This window comes from Corynebacterium afermentans subsp. lipophilum, assembly GCF_030408375.1.
GTDB classification, from domain to species: domain Bacteria; phylum Actinomycetota; class Actinomycetes; order Mycobacteriales; family Mycobacteriaceae; genus Corynebacterium; species Corynebacterium lipophilum.
On sequence record NZ_CP046530.1, the window covers coordinates 1,370,087 to 1,387,717 of the forward strand.

The window sequence follows — 17,631 nt, forward strand, 5'->3', positions numbered from 1 at the left end:
ATGAATGAGCACGAATCCCCTACCTCGCCTCCCACGAAACCGCAGTTGTACGAAGCGCTCGACGGTGTCCCGATCGCAGACGTGCGCAGGTTCCGCAGGCGCCTGAAAAACGCTAAATCCCCTGAGGCTTTGTCGGCGATTGGCGCGGACGTGGTCAAGGCGGAAGCTGCCGTCGCTAAGCGTGATGCCCTGATCCCCGAGATTGCGTACCCGGAGAACCTGCCGGTGTCCGCGCGGCGCGAGGACATCATGGAACTGGTGCGCGACAACCAGGTCGTGGTGATCGCTGGCGAAACCGGCTCCGGTAAGACCACCCAGATTCCGAAGATGCTGCTGGAGCTGGGGCGCGGCCGCCGCGGCCTGATCGGCCACACGCAGCCGCGCAGGCTGGCTGCGCGCACTGTGGCGGAGCGCATCGCCGACGAGCTTGGTCAAAACATCGGAGAATCCGTCGGCTACGCCATCCGCTTCGACGACCGCGTCTCCGAATCCACTGCGGTCAAGCTCATGACGGACGGCATCTTACTCGCGGAGATGCAGCGCGACAGGTTCTTAAACGCCTACGACACAATCATCATCGACGAGGCGCACGAGCGCTCGCTGAACATCGACTTTCTGCTCGGGTACCTCAAGCGGCTGCTGCCGAAGCGCCCGGACCTGAAGGTGATTGTCACCTCCGCAACCATCGACCCGGAAGCGTTTGCGGAGCACTTCGCAGACGCCGAGGGCAACCCCGCCCCCATCATCGAGGTCTCCGGCCGCACCTACCCCGTGGAGATCCGCTACCGCCCCCTGGTGGAGCAGGTGCAAGGCAAGGACGGCTCCGTCAAGGAAGTCGACACCGACATGATCGACGGTGTGGTCGACGCCTGCAAGGAACTCATGCGCGAAGGCGAAGGCGACATCTTGTGCTTCTTCGCCTCCGAGCGCGACATCCGCGACTGCATGGAGGCCATTGAAAAACAGCACTGGCGCGGCGTGGAGGTCGTGCCCCTGTTCGGCCGCCTGTCCAACGCGGAGCAGCACCGGGTGTTTGCCCCGCACTCCGGCCGACGCATCGTGCTGTCCACCAACATCGCGGAAACCTCGCTGACCGTGCCGGGCATCCACTACGTGGTGGACACCGGCCTGGCGCGTATCTCGCGTTACTCCACGCGCACCAAGGTCCAGCGCCTGCCCATTGAGGAGATCTCCCAGGCCTCCGCCAACCAGCGCTCCGGCCGCTCCGGCCGTATCGCCGACGGCGTGGCCATCCGCCTGTACTCGGAGGACAACTTCGAAGCCCGCCCCGAGTTCACTGACCCGGAGATCCTGCGCACCAATCTGGCCTCTGTGGTGCTGCAGATGATCTCCCTGCGCTTGGGAGACATCAACGATTTCCCTTTCATCCAGCCGCCGGACCAGAAGGCCGTTCGCGACGGGTTGCTGCTCCTGCACGAGCTCGGCGCAATCTCGGGCAAGGAACGCGGCGGCGCACCGGTGCTCACTGACGTGGGGCGCGACATCGCGCGCATACCGGTGGACCCGAAGATGGCGCGCATGCTGGTGGAGGCCAACCGCCTCGGCGTGCTAGACGACGTCACCGTGATCGTGGCCAGCATGACCATCCAGGACGTGCGCGAGCGTCCCCTGGAGTACCAGGCGCAGGCGGACCAGGCCCACGCCCGGTTCAAAGACGCAACATCGGACTTCCTGTCCTCGCTGAAGCTGTGGGACTACATCGGCGATTCCCGCGACGAGCTGTCCGGCAACGCCTTCCGCAAGCGCATGAAGCGCGAGTTCTTGCACTACATGCGCATCCGTGAATGGTTCGACCTCGTGCGCCAGCTGCGCGACGTGGAGCGCCAGCTGGGCTGGTCGCGCGCCGAGAACGTCGCGGGCGAGCGCGACGCCGACGCGATCCACAAGTCGCTGCTGACAGGCCTGCTGTCCAACATCGGTGCCCGCGACGGCAATTCGAAGGAATTCCAGGGCGCGCGCGGGACAAGGTTCTTGGTGTTCCCGGGGTCGTCGCTAAGCAAAAAGCCCCCGGAGTTCCTCATGGCAGCCGAACTCGTGGAGACCTCGCGCCTGTGGGCCCGCGACGTGGCCAAGATTGAGCCCGCCTGGGTGGAAGCTGCTGCAGGCCAGCTGATGAAGCACAGCTACTCCGAACCTGTGTGGTCGCGGAAGCGTTCGGCCGCAATGGTGCACCAGAAGTCGATGCTCTACGGCGTGACCATCGTGCGCGACCGGCTTGTGCCCTACCACCGCGTCGACGCCGAGGGTGCGCGCAACATGTTCATTCGCCACGCGCTTCTTGAGGGCGATTGGAACCGCCACCACCACTTCATCGACCACAACGAAGCTCTGCTCGCCGAGGCCGCTGAGGTGGAGGAAAAGGTGCGTCGCCGCGGCCTGGTGGTGGATGAGGACACCCTCTTCGAGTTCTACGACTCACGCCTGCCTAAGAGCGTGACCACCGCCCGCCACTTCGATTCCTGGTGGAAGAAGAAGCGGGCCGAAGACAAGCACTACCTGGACTTCGACCCTGCCGCGCTTCTCGACGACGAGGGCGTGGATTCCTCCGCCACCGCCTTCCCCGAGGTGTGGCGCCAAGGCTCTATCGATTACGCGCTGCGCTACAAGTTCGAGCCGGGCGATCCTTTCGACGGCGTGACCGTGGACGTGCCCGTGCCGCTTCTAGCAAACCTGCGGCCGGAGGGCTTTGACTGGCTGGTGCCGGGGCTGCGCTCGGAGCTGGCCGCGGAGTACATCCGCACACTGCCCAAGGCCTTGCGCAAGACCGTTGTGCCGGCACCCGACTTCGCCGAGCGTGCGCTGGAGGCGATCTGGGAGAAGCAGGACGACGAAGGCGCCAGTGAGGCCGATCTGCGTGAAACTCCGTTCGCCGAGGCACTCGCTGACGCGCTGCACAGCATCGGCGGGCGAGGCATCAACGGCACCGACTTCAACCCGTCTGCGCTGCCCGAGCATCTGAAGGTGACCTTCGCCGCGATTGACCGCCGCGGCAAAGTGGTCGACCACGACACGGACCTCGGTGCACTGAAGCGCCGCCAGGCCGGCAAGATCAAGTCCTCCGTGTCCAAGGCCGGGCGCACCTCCGAGTCGGATGCGGTGGCGAAGTGGACTACCGATTCCCTCGGCGCGGTGCCGGAGACGGTGACCACGACTATCGACGGCAACGAAGTCGACGCCTACCCGGCACTCGAGGCCACCAAGAACGGCGTGAAGGTCACGGTGCACCCGACCAAGGCCGCCGCGGATGCCTCAATGGTCACAGCGACGCTGACGTTGCTGTTGCGCGAGATCACGGTCAACGCCGGACAGATGACCAAGGGGCTGCCGTTGCGCCAGAAGGTGGCGGTGGACCGCTACCCGCACGGCGGCGCCGCCGGGCTCGTCGAGGACGCCCGCGTCGCCGTGATCCGCGACCTGATGTTCTCCTCCGGCGGGCCGGTGCGTTCGCCGGAGGAGTTCGACGCGCTCGTGGCCGAAATCCGCCCTCAGGTCGCTGGTGGGGTGCGCCGCGTGGTGGTCACCTTGGCGCCGGCTCTGGCGGAGTACGCGAATATCGCGGCTGAGCTTGAGCAGTGGGAGGGCCCGGCTATCGACGACATGACGTCGCAGCTGCAGTTTTTCCTTCCGAAACACGCGGTGACTGTCCACGGCATCGGGCACTTGCAGCACCTGCCCCGCTACATTGACGCGATGCGTATCCGCCTGGAAGACATGCGGCTGGATCCGGACCGTGACGCCGACCGGCAGTCAGTGATCGATTCGGTGAAGGCCTACTTGGCGCAGCGCATGAAGGCCTTGCCCGCTGGTCGCACGAAGACAAAAGCGTACAAGGATATTTTGTGGCTAATTGAAGAGCTGCGTGTGAGTTTGTTCGCGCAGCGTTTGGGCACGCCGAAGCCGGTAAGCCAGCGGCGCATTGAGAAGAAGATTGACGCCCTGCGTTAGCCCCACGATCGCGGGTTAGAAGTCCTCGCGGTCGCGGCGGCGCATGAGCCGGATTTCAGATTCGAAGTCGTCTGCGCTCTCGAACGACTTGTACACCGATGCGAAGCGCAGGTACGCCACTTCGTCGAGGGCGCGCAGCGGTTCAAGGACTGCCAAGCCGATCTCGTGGGCGGGCACCTGCGAGCTGCCCTGGGCCCGCACAGTCTCTTCCACTTCCTGGGCAAGCCGTTTCAAGGCATCATCGGTGACATCGCGGCCTTGGCATGCTCGACGCACGCCGACGATGAGTTTGTCGCGGTCAAACGGTTCGCTCACGCCGTTGCGTTTCACAACGGTAAGGACTGCCTTTTCCACTGTGGTGAAACGTCCCCCGCACTCGGTGCACTCTCTGCGTCGACGAATCGCAGCGCCAGCTTCGACCAGCCGCGAGTCAGTCACACGGGATTGCTCGTTGTGGCAAAAAGGACAAAACACGGTTTTCCACCCCCCGGGGTCTTCAAAGGCTTGGTGTAGCCGTGAGTCTACGCCCTGCCTATCGCGCCGTTGCCACCGTGGCGCTGTGGGTGACCTGGCTGCCGGGCATAGATGAGGGATCCTGGTCTTGCGCCGAGAAGACGCCGCCAAACGCGGAACCGATAAGCAGCGCCGCAGTCATGCATGCGCCAAGCAGGAGCGTATCGCGCGTCTCGTGCCGTGTTTCGAACGCGTTCGCTTCAGTGGAACCGTCCGAAACCCGGTTTGAGGCAGAACGAGCACTCGTTCGATGGGATGCAGATATGGTTCGAACACCGGCCCCGCCGGTTCGACGCTTCGACGCAGATTCGAGGTCCCAAATCTCCGCCGGGGGAACCACGGATGCGGCGCCCGGGCGAGATGCAGATGCATTGTGTACTGGATTGATTGCAATGGACATTGTGAGTCTCCCTTCGTTTCGCGGCACACATTACGTTCGGCGCCGACACACTCGAACGTTCTAACGTTCATTTGTTCGAATACGATTACGTGTTCGATTTATAGCACCCCGACCGATAGGTGTCCACCCAAACGCTGCAACCATCGAACATGAGTGCCCTATCTGGTAGGTTCGTAGGCGCACTACGCCACCGAGTCCAAGGAGAACGTCATGGCACGAAAGAAGTCCGAGCCCGGCAACCCGGATTACAACGCACTGTCTGACCGTCAGCGCCGTATCCTCCAGGTCATTCAGGATGCTGTTGTCCTGCGCGGTTACCCGCCGAGCATCCGCGAGATCGGCGATGCCGCTGGTTTGCAGTCCACTTCGTCTGTCGCATACCAGCTCAAGGAGCTTGAAAAGAAGGGTTTCCTCCGACGCGACCCGAACAAGCCGCGCGCCGTGGATCTGCGCCAGATGCCAGAGACCGGACGCAAGCAGCGCAAGCCGCAGGAAGCGAAGCCGGAGGATTCGGGTAATGCCCGCTACGTGCCGGTGGTCGGCCAGATCGCCGCAGGCGCTCCGATCCTCGCCGAAGAGAACGTGGACACCTACTACCCGCTGCCCGAGGAGTTGCTCGGTGACGGCGATGTTTTCATGCTCAAGGTTGTCGGCGAATCCATGCGCGAGGCCGGCATCCTCGACGGCGACTGGGTAGTTGTCCGCTCCCAGCCGAACGCGGAAGAGGGCGAGTTTGTTGCGGCGCTTCTGGACGGTGAGGCGACGGTCAAGGAATTCCACCGCGACTCCACCGGTGTGTGGCTGTTGCCCCACAACGACGCATTCGAACCGATCAAGGGCGACGAGGCTGAGATCATGGGGCGTGTTATTTCGGTGTTCCGTACTCTGTAACCGGTGCGTGTGCGCCGAGAAAACACTAAGACCAAAAGCGCAGGAGATCGATGTACGCCGAAGAGCGGAGACGCCAGATCGCGTCTTTGACCGCAGTTGAAGGCCGCGTCAATGTCACCGAATTGGCGCAGCGCTTCGACGTCACCGCGGAAACAATCCGCCGGGACCTTTCGGCGCTGCACGATGAGGGCGCGGTGCAGCGCGTCCACGGCGGCGCGGTGGCCAGCCAATCGTACCGCTCTACGGAGATCCCGCTGGATACCCGCCAGCGCGCCTCGCTTGCGGCCAAGACCGCAATTGCGGAAACCGCGTTGCAGTTCGTGCCGGACACACAAAGCTGCACGATTTTTTTGGACTCGGGCACAACTATCAGCAGCTTGGGCAAGCGACTTGCAGAGACTCGCGGGGACAAGGAGTACTCGGTGGTGACCAACTCCATCCCCACCGCCTTGGAGCTGAGCGATTCCGGTTTGCACGATGTGCAGCTACTCGGTGGCAGCGTCCGTCCGATCAGTCAGGCGGTCGTCGGCAGTACTGCGCTTCGCACACTGGCCCTGTTGCGCGCTGACGTTGCGTTTGTGGGCACCAACGCGCTGTCCATCGGCCACGGTCTCTCCACCGTGGACGCCCAGGAAGCTGCGGTGAAAGCTGCGATGGTGACGAATGCCCGCAGTGTTGTTGTGTTGTGCGATTCCACGAAGCTGGGCAACGACTACGTGGTCAGCTTCGCGCCGCTGACGGATATTGATGTGGTGGTCACCGACGCTGAGGCACCCTCCGCCTTCGTGGACGAGCTGCGCTCGCACGGTATTGAGGTCGTGCTCGCGCAGACCCAATAGTGCGAGCAACATGGTGGCATCAACATCTGTTCGCGACCTACACTCGTTGCAGACCTGAATGAAATCAACGGAAAGGACACCCGAATGGCTTCCAAGACTGTGAAGGTCGGTTCCACCGTCGGGCTGCACGCACGCCCGGCCACGGTGATCGCTGACGCTGCCGGCGAGTACGACGACGAGATTCTGCTGACGCTTGTTGGCGGCGACGATGACGACGAGACGGACGCTGCTTCCTCGCTGATGATTATGGCCATGGGCGCAGAGCACGGAGACGAGGTCACCGTGACCTCCGACAACGCCGATGCCGTGGAGAAGATCGCGGCGCTCATCGAGCAGAACCTCGACGACGAGTAGGTGCTTTTCGCTTCTCGACGAGCTCACGCCCGGGCCACGCGCCCGGGCGTTTTTTACGTGCAATCAGCACCGGACGCTACGACGTCGACGGCTGAGACACCTCGAAGTTCCTGCGGTACTGCCCCTCCCCCAACGTGTCGTACGCCCAGCGCATGAGCGGGTAAACCACGATGATGCCGACCGAGCCCAGCGCGATGCCTTCCAACGTCACAGCACCGAGGTCCAAGGTGAGGTTGCCGATGCCGACAATCAGCGCGACCGCAGCCGCGGTGAGGTTGGCCGGATCGGTGAAGTCCACCTTGTTGTCCTGCCAAATACGCACACCTAGCATGCCGATGAGCCCGTAGAGCACCAGACACGCCCCGCCGAGCACGCCGGCGGGGATGGTGAAGATCACGGCGCCGAACTTCGGGATGAACGCCAGCACGATCGCAAACAGGGCGGCGACCCAGTACGCGGCGGTGGAATACACCTTCGTCGCCGCCATAACTCCGATGTTTTCGGCGTAGGTAGTTGTGCCGGATCCGCCGAAGCCGCCGGCGAGTGTGGTGGCGATACCGTCGCCGATCAGCGCGCGCCCCTGCATGTCGTCAAGATTGCGCCCGGTCATCTCCGAGACCGCTTTGACGTGGCCGACGTTCTCCGCGATCAGCACCACCAGCACCGGCAGGGTCACCAGCACCGCGGAGACATGGAACTCGGGCTGGTGAAACTGCGGCAGGCCGATCCACGGCGCGTCGGCAATGGTCTGCAGCGCGTCCTCGCTCAAGCCACCTGTTACGGCAGCAAACAGCCAACCGACGAGCACGCCGATGAGGATGGACAGGCGCGAGAGCAGCCCGCGGGTAGCCACTGTCACCACCACAACCGTCAGCAGTGTCACCCCTGCCACCCAGGGCTGGGTTTCCACGTTCGACACTGCAGTCGGCGCGAGGTTGAAGCCGATCAGGGCGACGATGGCGCCAGTGACCGCGGGCGGCATCACCGCATCGATGACCCGCTTGCCTGCCCATTCCACGACGATGCCGACGAGAATGAGCGCCGCACCGGTCAGCAGCACCCCACCCAGCTGCGCACCGACCCCGTACTGCTGCGACGCCGTCAACGGCGCGATAAAAGCAAACGAAGAGCCCAGGTAGCTCGGCACTTTATTGCGGGTAATCAGCAAAAAGATGATGGTTCCCAAGCCGGAGAACAGCAACGTGGTGTTCACCGGGAATCCCGTCAGGGTGGGCACCAGCAACGTCGCACCGAACATGGCCACCACGTGCTGCATGCCAATGCCGATGGTGCGCGGCCAGCTCAGCCGCTCGTCTGGGGCGACAACTGCCCCGGGGCGCACAGTGCGCCCGTCTCCGTGAAGGGTCCAACCGAAAGTGTTAGTCACGAAACGCCATTATCACCCCGCCAGCCCAAATTTCCTGTTCCGGGGGTAGTTGCCGGGCAAAGTACACAGCTCTCAGAGTGCGCTTGCTATTTTGGCCATCATGGAAATTATTGTGCGCCCCACTGCCAAAGAAGTAGGTGTCTCCGCAGCCGACATCATCGAACCGTTCGTTCGCGATGGCGCGACGCTCGGCCTGGCCACGGGCTCGACCCCGAACCCGACGTACATGGAGCTGGCCCGCCGCCACCGCGAGGAGAACTTGAGCTTCGCGCAGTGCGACGCGTTCCTCCTGGACGAGTACGTCGGGCTGGAACGTTCCGACGAGCAGTCCTACTACGCCACGATCCGCCGCGAGTTCACCAACCACATCGACATCGACGATGCGAAGGTGCAGTCTCTCGACGGCCTGACGGCAGACCCCGCGGCAGAAGCCCGCAGCTACGAGGAACGCATCGCCGCCGCCGGCGGCGTGGACGTGCAGATCCTCGGCGTCGGCGCCAACGGCCACATCGCGTTCAACGAGCCACCCAGCGCCCTAGATTCGCGCACCCGCGAGATCGACCTTCACCCCACCACCGTGGCGGATAACGCCCGCTTCTTCGACAACGAGGACCAGGTGCCACGCAAGGCCCTGACCCAGGGCGTGGGCACCATCATGGAGGCGCACACCATTGTGCTCATCGCCACCGGCCCGAATAAGGCCGACGCAGTCAAGGCCCTCGTTGAGGGCCCGGTGACACCGGGCTGCCCGGCATCGGTGCTGCAAAACCACCCGCGAACCACGGTGATCCTCGACGAGGACGCGGCGGCGAAGCTCGAGCGCTAGCTCACCACGAACTCCGCGTACTGCTCTGCAAGTACGCGGGGCAGGCGGACGTCGATACGCGTGCCCGCCTCGTCGTATTCCTCCGAGCGCACCGTGCCCTCGTCGTGGACGCGGCTGACCACGTCGCCACGGGTGTAAGGCACCACCATGGTCACGTGCGCCTCGATGGAGTTGAGGTGCTGCTCGATGCGCGCCTCCAGCTCCTCGATGCCCTCGCCGGTAAGCGCGGAGACGAACACGGCCGTGCGCCCGGTCTTCTCAAACGCGTGGCGCAGCTCCGCCAGCACCAGCGGGTCGGCCTCGTCGATCTTGTTCACCACCACGATCTCCGGGGGTATCTCCTCGCCGGAATCGCGGGTGACCTCCGCGAGCACTTCGTTGACGGCCTCGATCTGCTTCAGCGGGAACGCGTCGGAGCCGTCCACGACGTGCAGCACCAGATCGGCTCCCGCGACCTCCTCAAGCGTCGACTTGAAGGCCTCGACTAGCTGGGTGGGCAGGTGACGCACGAACCCGACGGTGTCGGTGAGCACCACGTTGCGCCCGTCCGCGAGCTTCGCCTTGCGGGTGGAGGGGTCCAGGGTGGCAAACAACGCGTCTTCCACCAGCACGCCGGCACCCGTCATCGCGTTGATCAGAGAGGATTTGCCGGCGTTGGTGTAGCCGGCAATGGCAATCTTCGGGATGGTGGAACGCTGGCGCTTCGCGCGCTTGACCTCGCGCGCCGTGGTCATGTCGCGCAGCTGGTGGCGCAGCTTGGCCATCTCGGTGCGCAGGCGGCGACGGTCCGCCTCAATGCGCGTCTCACCGGGACCGCGCAGGCCCACGCCGCCGTTGGAGCCGGCGCGGCCGCCGGCCTGGCGCGACAGGTTGCCGCCCCAACCGCGGGTGCGGCTGTACAGGTACTCCATCTGCGCCAGGCTGACCTGAGCTTTACCCTCTTTGCTCTTCGCGTGCTGGGCGAAGATGTCCAGAATGAGCATGGTGCGGTCGATCACTTTGATCTTCAGCGCTTCCTCGAGCGCGATCATCTGCGACGGCGAGAGCTCACCGTCGAAAATCACCGTGTCGGCGCCGGTGGCCTGCACGATCTCGCGCAGCTCCGCCACCTTGCCCGAGCCGATGTAGGTGCCCGGGTCCGGCTTGTCGCGCTTCTGGTACAGCATGTCCAAAACCTCAGCACCGGCGGTTTTCGCTAGCGCCGCCAGCTCCCACATGCTCGCCTCGATCTCGGCCACGGTGCCTTCGGTCCACGCGCCGACAAGGAGGACCTGCTCGATGCGGAGCTTTCGGTACTCCACCTCGTAGATGTCGACGTGGTCTTCGGAGCGCAGCTCCGTCGCGCCGGCGACTGAGCGGAAGGAGTTGCGGTCCGCCAAGTCGAGGGCGCCGACTGTGGGCTCGGCGCCGGGCTGGGGCTCGTTGTGGCGAAAGGCCTGTCGCAGCAGCTCCTCGTGGGTGCGCTGCTCTGGCGTCAGTTCGTCTTCAAGCAAAAAGCGATCTTTCCTGTGTGGTGAATCTGTCACTGTCATATCTACCCGATAGAACGCAGTATGGCCCAGGATTCTTCCCGGTTGGGGCGATTGACTAGAATCTACGGCCATGAGCACAGCAGTGAGCACCGATCTTTCAGCACTCGGCTTGAGCTTTAACAAGTGGCAGGATGCGGTCGAAGCCGCGATTGCCACCGACCGCCTCGCGGTCGTCGGCGAGGTCCGCGGTGGCCAGCTGATCCAGTACACCGACCCGTCCGGCGCGCAGCTGAACATCCTGGCTGTGGAGCCGTTTGCCACCTTTGCTGGCTTCGAATCGGTCACCCGCACCTACGCGCACATCACGCCGCTTAACGACGTCGTCGCGCTGGCCGACGTGGTCGATCCCCGCGGCAACGCCATGGCGTCGCTGACGGTGAACCTCGCGCAGGAGCCGCTGCTTGTGGACGATCCCGCGCTCGAGTGGCAGGAACTCTCCGTCACGGCCCTGGGCCTGGCGGTTGACCGCTACGAATCCACCGAGGCTTACCTTGCGCTGCACCCGGGCGCTGTGGTGGGCACCGTGACCTCCCCCGGCGCCGAGGCCGTGGCAAGCGGCAGCGCCACCACCCCGGACGCGAGCGCCGAGTTTTCGGCCCGCGTGCTGGAGGCGGAGTACCGCACCTCCGCGCTGACCGGCCAGCGCTTCATCCATGTCTCCGTGGACGCGGCGTTCCCGTTCGACGTGTGCCTGCCGGACGGTGACCTGCCCGCCCGCGATTCCGTGATCGCCGGCACCGCTGTGATGGCTGGTTCCATCCCGACGCCTTCCGGTGGCGGCTGCGGGGGCTGCGGCGGATCCTGCGGATGCGGCGGCCACTAGCCGTTACAAAGGCTTCCCGATGAGCTCACCGAACAGGGATCTCTCCCGAGCGTTAATCGGCGCACTCGTGCTCGCTGCCGTTGTGCTGCTAGTGTTCACGCTCAAACTGCCGGGTCTTCTGCTGTCGGCACTGCTGATCATCGGGGCGATCTTGCTCGTGCGGCGCGTGCAGATTGACCCGGAGGTCATGGCCATCCGGTCGTCGCTGCAGTACGCGCGCGACGATATCGCCGAGGTGCTCGGCGCCTACGAGCAGCTGCAGCACGGCGCGGCTGCATCCGACATCGCGGACCGCACCCTGCACTACCCCGCCCTGGCAAACCCGGACAACTCGGTGCCACAGGTCAACGAGTTTCTCCTGCGCGCGTCTTCCGCCCGGCGCTTCTTGGAGCGCATCGACGGTTACCTGGAGTCCGCCTCCACCGACAAGGCGCAGCTGGAGCGCATCCTCACCGTCGCCGACGAGCGCGCCTTTGAGCTGCAGGAGGCCTGGGACGACGCACGCCGGGCCGCGAAAGAAATCGGCCCGGCGTAGGTCTCCGGCCTACAGCTCGTCCGCCAGCTCCCCGCGGAACACGATCGTGGATGGGCCGGTCATCGTGGCCTCGCCGTCTTCGAGCACGACCTCGATGGCCCCGCCCGGCACGTTCACGATCACGGAACCGTTCTCGATGCCCGCGTCCGCAAGCGCCGCCTGCGCGGCAGCGACGGTGCCGGTGCCGCAGGAGCGGGTCTCGCCCACGCCGCGTTCCCACACGCGCATGTGCACGTTGCCCTGGTCGAGCTCGGTGAGCACTTCCACGTTGACGCCCTCGGGGAAAAACTCTGGGTCGAACTTCGGGGCCACAAACTCCATATCCGCAAGGTCCGAGGAGGTCATCCCCGGGATCACGCACGCCAGGTGCGGGTTGCCCACGTCCACGCCGATGCCCGCGAACTGCTGCTCGCCCATCGCCGCGGTGGAGACACCCGTGACCTCAACGCGGCCCATGCCCACAGACACAATCGCGTCGGCGCAATCGGCGGAGATCACCCGGATGTGCTTGACACCGGCGCGGGTGTCGACGTCGAACTCGGAGGCGTCTTCAAGCCCCTCGGCCACCAGCACATGCGCGAACGCCCGGATGCCGTTGCCGCACATTTCCGCGATGGTGCCGTCGGCGTTGCGGTAATCCATAAACCACATGCCTTCGGCTCCCCCGCGGCGCACCACGCGCAACAACCCGTCGCCGCCGACACCAGCGCGACGGTCGCAGAGGAACGCGACCTGCTCCGGGGTCACGTCGAGCTGGTCGTCGACATCGATGAGGACAACGAAATCGTTTTCGGTGGCGTGCGCTTTAAGAAATTTCACGCCAGTGAGTCTAACGCGGCACCCACAACGTCATCGCCGGCAGCGTCCAGCCACACCGTGCGCGGGTCGCGGTTGAACCAGGAACGCTGGCGGCGCACGTACCGGCGCGTGCCGGTGATCGTCTGCTCTACCGCCTCGGCTTCGGTGAGCTCGCCGTCCAGCAGCGCCAGCACCTGGGCGTAGCCGATCGCGCGCCCGGCGGTGGAGTCGCGCACGAGGCCGGCGTCCACCAGGCCACGTGTTTCGTCGATAAGCCCCTGCTCAAACATGAGCTTGGTGCGCAGCTCGATGCGCGGGTTGAGCCACTCGGCATTGGTGCGCAGCCCCAGGATGCGCGTGCCCCAGCGCGGTGCCGCGTTCTTCGGCGGCTGCGAGGCCTGAAACGGTTTGCCGGTCAGCTCGATCACCTCAAGCGCGCGCACGGTGCGCCGCGGGTCTTTGTCCTCGATGACGCGCGCGGCGGCCGGGTCCACATCGGCCAGCTCCGCGTGCAGCGCGTCCACCCCGATCTCGCCGAGACGGGCTTCATACTTCGCGCGCACGGTGGGGTCGGTGGGTGGGAACGACCAGGCGTCGATAAGCGATTGCACGTACAGCATGGATCCGCCCACCAGCACGGGCACCTTGCCGCGCGCCATGATCTCTTCCACCGTCGCCACCGCGAGCGTCTGGTACTCGGCCACCGACGCCGTTTTGGTCACCTCCCAGATGTCCAGCAGGTGGTGCGGGATGCCCTCGCGCTCTGCCACGGGCAGCTTCGCGGTGCCAATGTCCATGCCCTTATACAGCTGCATCGAGTCCACGTTGACCACTTCGCCGCCGAATTCGTGCGCCAACGCGATACCGAGCGCGGACTTGCCGCTGGCGGTCGGCCCTACTACTGCAATCGGTTTCATACGCTCCACTCCGCTACGTAGCGTCCCACGCCCAAGGTGTCGTCGTGGTCGAGCAGCCGGGCCTCTCGCGGCCGCAGAGCTGCAAGTTCATGCCACAACGCAGGCTCGAGCAGTTGCTTATCGACGACCTTCGGTTGCCCACCGTCCAACCACCCGCACAACCGCTGGTGGTACTCCTGCGCGCCGTCCACGAGCGCGAGCGGGGCGCGCTGGGTCAACCCCGCCGGGCCGTCGAGCACCACCACGGTCACCGCTTCTGGATCGGGGGTGCCAATTACGCCGCGGACCTGGCGCACCTCCGGGTCCCCCAACGCGAAACGCGCGACCAGCTCGCCCAAGTGGTTTCCCGCGCGCACGGTGATTTCTGGGCCGCCCCAGGCGGCAAAGGACCCGCTGTGGGCGGTGCGCCAGCGATCGTCAAGCGAGCAGACGATGTCAATCGCCCTGCCGTCGGCAGTGCCTGCGAGCGTGCGGACGGCCTTGACAAGGCGTTGCGAAGCTTCGTCGCTAGGCGAAAGCGCGAGTGCGGGCGATCCCGGCACGATCCAGAAGTTGGGTCTCACGCGCACAACCCTACCCAGCGCCCCGTTTGCTCCCCGCAGGGCGTGAAGTGCCGGTAATATCGCACGCATTGCGCAAGGCAGCCGCGACGCGCGGCACAGTGCGGCCACATCACAGGCCGCGGAAAGGATGTCCACCATGACCGATTCGAACTCCACTCCGACCCCGGGCACCAAGGCGCCCTCGCCGGCCGCGATGGCGAAGAAGCCAGGGCCGCGCCCGGGAGCAGCGGCAAAGACCGTCACCCCGGCTCCCCTGCCGGCGCGCGAGCCGTCGGACCCGTCCAAGTTCGGTCGCGTGGACGAAGACGGCAACGTCTTTCTCACCCGCAGCGGCCAGGAGCGCCAGATCGGCTCCTGGCAGGCGGGCACGCCGGAGGAGGGCCTGGCGCACTACGGCCAGCGCTACGACGACTTGGTCACCGAGGTGGAGCTCATCGAGACCCGCCTGCGCGCCCACCCGGAAGACGCGGATTCGCTGCGCAAGTCCGCAGAAGCGCTCAAGGCATCCCTCGCGGACGCTGCAGTGATCGGCGACATCGACGCTGTCGAGGCCCGCTTGGACAAGGCAATCGACGCCTCCGACACCGCGCGCGAGAAGGCGAAAGAGCAGAAGGCGCAGCGGCGCGAGCAGGCGATCGCCCGCAAGGAGGCGCTTGCCGCTGAAGCCGAGGACCTGGCGGAAAACTCCACCGAGTGGAAGGCCGCGGGCGACCGCATCCGCGCCATCCTGGAGGAGTGGCGCGGCATCCGCGGCATCGACCGCGCAACCGACGACGAGCTGTGGAAGCGCTACTCGCGCGCACGCGACAGCTTCAACCGCCGCCGCGGCTCCCACTTCGCCGAGCTGGACCGCAACCGCGCCCAGGCCAGGAAGACCAAGGAGGAGCTGGTGGAGCGCGCCGAGGCGCTGAAGGATTCCACCGACTGGGGCCACACCGCCCGCGCATACCGCGATCTGATGACGGAGTGGAAGGCCGCCGGCCGCGCCCCGCGCGAGGTGGACGACAAGCTGTGGGAGCGCTTCCGCGCCGCCCAGGACCACTTCTTCGAGGCCCGCAACGCCGTCAACGCCGAGCGCGACCGTGAGTTCGAGGCCAACGCCGAGGCGAAGGACGCACTGATTGCGGAGTACGACTCGCTCATCGACCCCGCCAAGGGGCTCGGCGCGGCGAAGGCGAAGCTGCGCGAGCTGCAGGACAAGTGGGACGAGATCGGTTTTGTCCCCCGCGGTCGTGTGCGCGAGTTCGAGGACAAGATCGGCAGCATCGAGAAGCGCGTCTCTGAGGCCGAGGATTCCCGCTGGCGCAAGACCGACCCGGCGCAGCAGGACAAGGTCAACCAGTTCCAGGTCAAGGCCGACGACTTTACCAAGCAGGCCGAGGCCGCCGAGGCCAAGGGCGATGCCACTAAGGCCGCCTCCCTTCGCGAGCAGGCAAAGCAGTGGCAGGAGTTCGCTGACGTCGCCGCCAAGGCCGTCAACGAGGGCTAGTAAGTTAGCGCGAGTGCTCCACCCCCACCTTTTCGTCCCCCGACCAGACCACGGCGACAATGCCGAGGCCGTGGTCGGGGGCTACGCCTTTTCCGCCACGTTGGCCATCCAGGACATCACCGGCCTTGCCACCTCCGGCGTGTCCGCGGCGCACATCGCGAAGCGCCTCGAGCCCTCCGCAGAGTCCGAGGCCATGCTGTTCGGCCTGACATCCTCGCAGCACCTGCGGCCGGTCGCCAACATGGGCTACCCGGAACTGTTCGCCGAGGACCTTGACTTCGTCGACGCCTGGTTGTTCGTCTCCCTGCCCCTGCTGGAGGACCGCGGGGTGATCGAAGCGAACTTCACGTTCGACTCCGAGCTCGCTCCCCTTCCGGGCGAGCCGGTCCCCGGCGCGCCGTGGGAAAGCTCACTTTTGCTTCTCGACGACCTGTCGGCCCGCCTCGCCCGCCCCACCCGCCAACTCTGGGTAACTCACGCCCTCGACGCCGAGGAGCCTCCGCACGTGCGAGAGTTTGGCTACCAGGCAGCATTCCGGGAGGACCAGGGCACGTTTTCCATCTCCGCGATCGAGGGTCTGCCTGGCCCCGAGGGCACGGCGGACGCCGAGTTCGCGGTCATCGAGGGACCGGGGTTCTTCTCGCGCCGCAAGGCAGGCGCGGAGGAGGTGCAGCAGTTCTCCCGCCTGCTCACGGAGGCGTCGCGCGACTACCCCCGCGGCGAGCTGGTCATGGACACCATCGAGTGGGACATCGAGCGCATCCGCGACGCCGGCGCGCGGTTGCAGGACCGCGGCGGCGCGCAGCTGACCGGCCTCGCCTACGTCAACAGCGTGATCGTCGGGTTGTGCGAGGTGGTGCGCTTTACCGCCGACGACGCGAAAGTATGCGAGCTGGGCCTGGTCTACGTGCTGCCCGAGCACCGCGGCCGCGGCATCGGCTCGGCGATGCTGCGCGCGTCGCTGACCCGCGCCAAGGAAATCTGGGAAGACTTGGAGACGGTCTACTGCTCCTACCCCGCCGACTCGCCCGCGGCGAACGCCATCATGCGCGGGCTTAACGCTGAGGTGGTTTCCTCCACCACCGCGTGGCAGAAAAGTTAGGCAGCGTGCTCACCCTGTAAACGCCGATATCGGCGTTTACAGGGTGACCCGCCCCGGCTTTATATCCGTTAGTCCGACGACTTGCGGTGACGCTCTGCTGCGCGCGCACGGCGGTCGTCGATAAGCAACGGGTTCTCCTGCTCCCTCGTCGCGACGCGCTGCGCGACCGCAATCTCGTCTTTGCCTTGCGCCTCGGCGCGCTGCTGGGCGACGGCCGCCTGCTCCTCGTTGCGCGACAGGATCAACGGGAAAACCGTGAACACCACGATCACCACCGCGAGCAGGACCAGGTAGTAGCCGGGCCCGCGGCTGATGCCGGAGGCGTTGGAGTTGCGCAGCCAGATGCCCAGCACCGAGTAGACCAGCGAGACGGTGGTGACCATCCACGCAGGTACTGCTAGTGCGAAGCGCTGCGTAGCCACGGCAAGGGTGGTCAGGATGCCCACGCCGATAAGAGAGATCCACGCGAAGACGTACTCCGTAATCGCGGTCTGGGCGTCCTTCGCAGCGTCGGTTGCGGCGAGCACCTGCCACAGCGACGCCCCTCCTACGAACGGCAGCAACAGCGCCACCAGGTAGATGGCTACTGCGGCTGCGAGCACCCAGCGCTTCGCCCCCATGTCCACGGTGGATGCGGCTTTCTTCTCCGCGCGGGCGAGGGATTCGGTGTTGGGCTGCGTCATGTCGCCCAACTGT

The 17,631-nt window shown here is 65.5% G+C and carries 16 protein-coding genes; 9 read left to right on the forward strand and 7 right to left on the reverse strand.

All coding sequences use genetic code 11. The annotated features are described in order from the left end of the window. Positions 1-3,966 (forward strand): ATP-dependent RNA helicase HrpA, encoded by a 3,966-nt coding sequence (gene hrpA, locus CAFEL_RS06580; protein ID WP_194559403.1) that lies wholly within the window; start codon positions 1-3, stop codon positions 3,964-3,966. A 15-nt stretch (positions 3,967-3,981) separates the two neighbouring features. Here hrpA and nrdR read toward each other — a convergent pair whose 3' ends face one another. Next, positions 3,982-4,440, reverse strand: coding sequence for a transcriptional regulator NrdR (gene nrdR / locus CAFEL_RS06585; protein ID WP_194559404.1), 459 nt, complete (start codon positions 4,438-4,440; stop codon positions 3,982-3,984). 649 nt (positions 4,441-5,089) lie between these two features. On the opposite strand from nrdR, the gene lexA reads away from it, so the two are divergent. From lexA to CAFEL_RS06600, 3 genes are all read left to right on the forward strand, one after another. Then, positions 5,090-5,770, forward strand: coding sequence for a transcriptional repressor LexA (gene lexA, locus CAFEL_RS06590; protein ID WP_194559405.1), 681 nt, complete (start codon positions 5,090-5,092; stop codon positions 5,768-5,770). Between the two features lie 50 nt (positions 5,771-5,820). After that, positions 5,821-6,609 (forward strand): DeoR/GlpR family DNA-binding transcription regulator, encoded by a 789-nt coding sequence (locus CAFEL_RS06595; protein WP_194559406.1) that lies wholly within the window; start codon positions 5,821-5,823, stop codon positions 6,607-6,609. 84 nt (positions 6,610-6,693) lie between these two features. After that, positions 6,694-6,963 carry an HPr family phosphocarrier protein gene (locus tag CAFEL_RS06600; protein ID WP_194559407.1) on the forward strand — a complete coding sequence of 90 codons (270 nt, stop codon included), beginning with the start codon at positions 6,694-6,696 and terminating at the stop codon, positions 6,961-6,963. Between the two features lie 76 nt (positions 6,964-7,039). Here CAFEL_RS06600 and CAFEL_RS06605 read toward each other — a convergent pair whose 3' ends face one another. Then, positions 7,040-8,350 carry a uracil-xanthine permease family protein gene (locus tag CAFEL_RS06605; protein WP_194559408.1) on the reverse strand — a complete coding sequence of 437 codons (1,311 nt, stop codon included), beginning with the start codon at positions 8,348-8,350 and terminating at the stop codon, positions 7,040-7,042. A 100-nt stretch (positions 8,351-8,450) separates the two neighbouring features. Here CAFEL_RS06605 and nagB point away from each other — a divergent pair, with 100 nt between their 5' ends. Beyond that, on the forward strand, positions 8,451-9,176 hold the full coding sequence (gene nagB / locus CAFEL_RS06610; protein ID WP_194559409.1) for a glucosamine-6-phosphate deaminase: 726 nt from the start codon (positions 8,451-8,453) through the stop codon (positions 9,174-9,176). Here nagB and hflX read toward each other — a convergent pair. After that, entirely contained in the window at positions 9,173-10,708 is a 1,536-nt protein-coding gene (gene hflX, locus CAFEL_RS06615; RefSeq protein ID WP_194559410.1) for a GTPase HflX, read from the reverse strand. The two genes, nagB and hflX, sit on opposite strands and share 4 nt — an antisense overlap. Positions 10,709-10,778: 70 nt before the next feature. Between hflX and CAFEL_RS06620 the strand changes: the two genes are divergently transcribed. Together CAFEL_RS06620 and CAFEL_RS06625 are read left to right on the forward strand one after the other, a co-directional pair. Continuing rightward, entirely contained in the window at positions 10,779-11,531 is a 753-nt protein-coding gene (locus CAFEL_RS06620) for a hypothetical protein (RefSeq protein ID WP_194559411.1), read from the forward strand. A 19-nt stretch (positions 11,532-11,550) separates the two neighbouring features. Further along, on the forward strand, positions 11,551-12,066 hold the full coding sequence (locus CAFEL_RS06625; protein ID WP_194559412.1) for a hypothetical protein: 516 nt from the start codon (positions 11,551-11,553) through the stop codon (positions 12,064-12,066). A 9-nt stretch (positions 12,067-12,075) separates the two neighbouring features. Here CAFEL_RS06625 and dapF read toward each other — a convergent pair whose 3' ends face one another. Genes dapF through CAFEL_RS06640 form a run of 3 tightly spaced genes read right to left on the reverse strand, consistent with a single transcriptional unit; the run spans position 12,076 to position 14,344 of the window. Continuing rightward, positions 12,076-12,885 (reverse strand): diaminopimelate epimerase, encoded by an 810-nt coding sequence (dapF, locus tag CAFEL_RS06630; protein ID WP_194559413.1) that lies wholly within the window; start codon positions 12,883-12,885, stop codon positions 12,076-12,078. Further along, complete coding sequence (gene miaA / locus CAFEL_RS06635) at positions 12,882-13,781, reverse strand: tRNA (adenosine(37)-N6)-dimethylallyltransferase MiaA (protein WP_194559414.1); 900 nt, start codon at positions 13,779-13,781, stop codon at positions 12,882-12,884. The genes dapF and miaA overlap by 4 nt, the downstream gene beginning before the upstream one ends. Beyond that, positions 13,778-14,344, reverse strand: a complete 567-nt coding sequence (locus CAFEL_RS06640) for a hypothetical protein (protein ID WP_194559415.1) — start codon at positions 14,342-14,344, stop codon at positions 13,778-13,780. The genes miaA and CAFEL_RS06640 overlap by 4 nt, the downstream gene beginning before the upstream one ends. A 136-nt stretch (positions 14,345-14,480) precedes the next feature. Between CAFEL_RS06640 and CAFEL_RS06645 the strand changes: the two genes are divergently transcribed. Further along, positions 14,481-15,833, forward strand: coding sequence for a DUF349 domain-containing protein (locus CAFEL_RS06645; RefSeq protein ID WP_228496172.1), 1,353 nt, complete (start codon positions 14,481-14,483; stop codon positions 15,831-15,833). Between the two features lie 13 nt (positions 15,834-15,846). Continuing rightward, a complete protein-coding gene (locus CAFEL_RS06650; RefSeq protein ID WP_290171971.1) occupies positions 15,847-16,935 on the forward strand; it encodes a GNAT family N-acetyltransferase in 1,089 nt (362 codons plus the stop codon). Between the two features lie 68 nt (positions 16,936-17,003). Here the strand turns inward: CAFEL_RS06650 and CAFEL_RS06655 are convergent, their stop codons facing one another. Beyond that, positions 17,004-17,618: an Rv2732c family membrane protein gene (locus CAFEL_RS06655; RefSeq protein ID WP_194559418.1), complete on the reverse strand. Its 615-nt coding sequence runs from the start codon at positions 17,616-17,618 to the stop codon at positions 17,004-17,006. Positions 17,619-17,631: the final 13 nt, after the last annotated feature.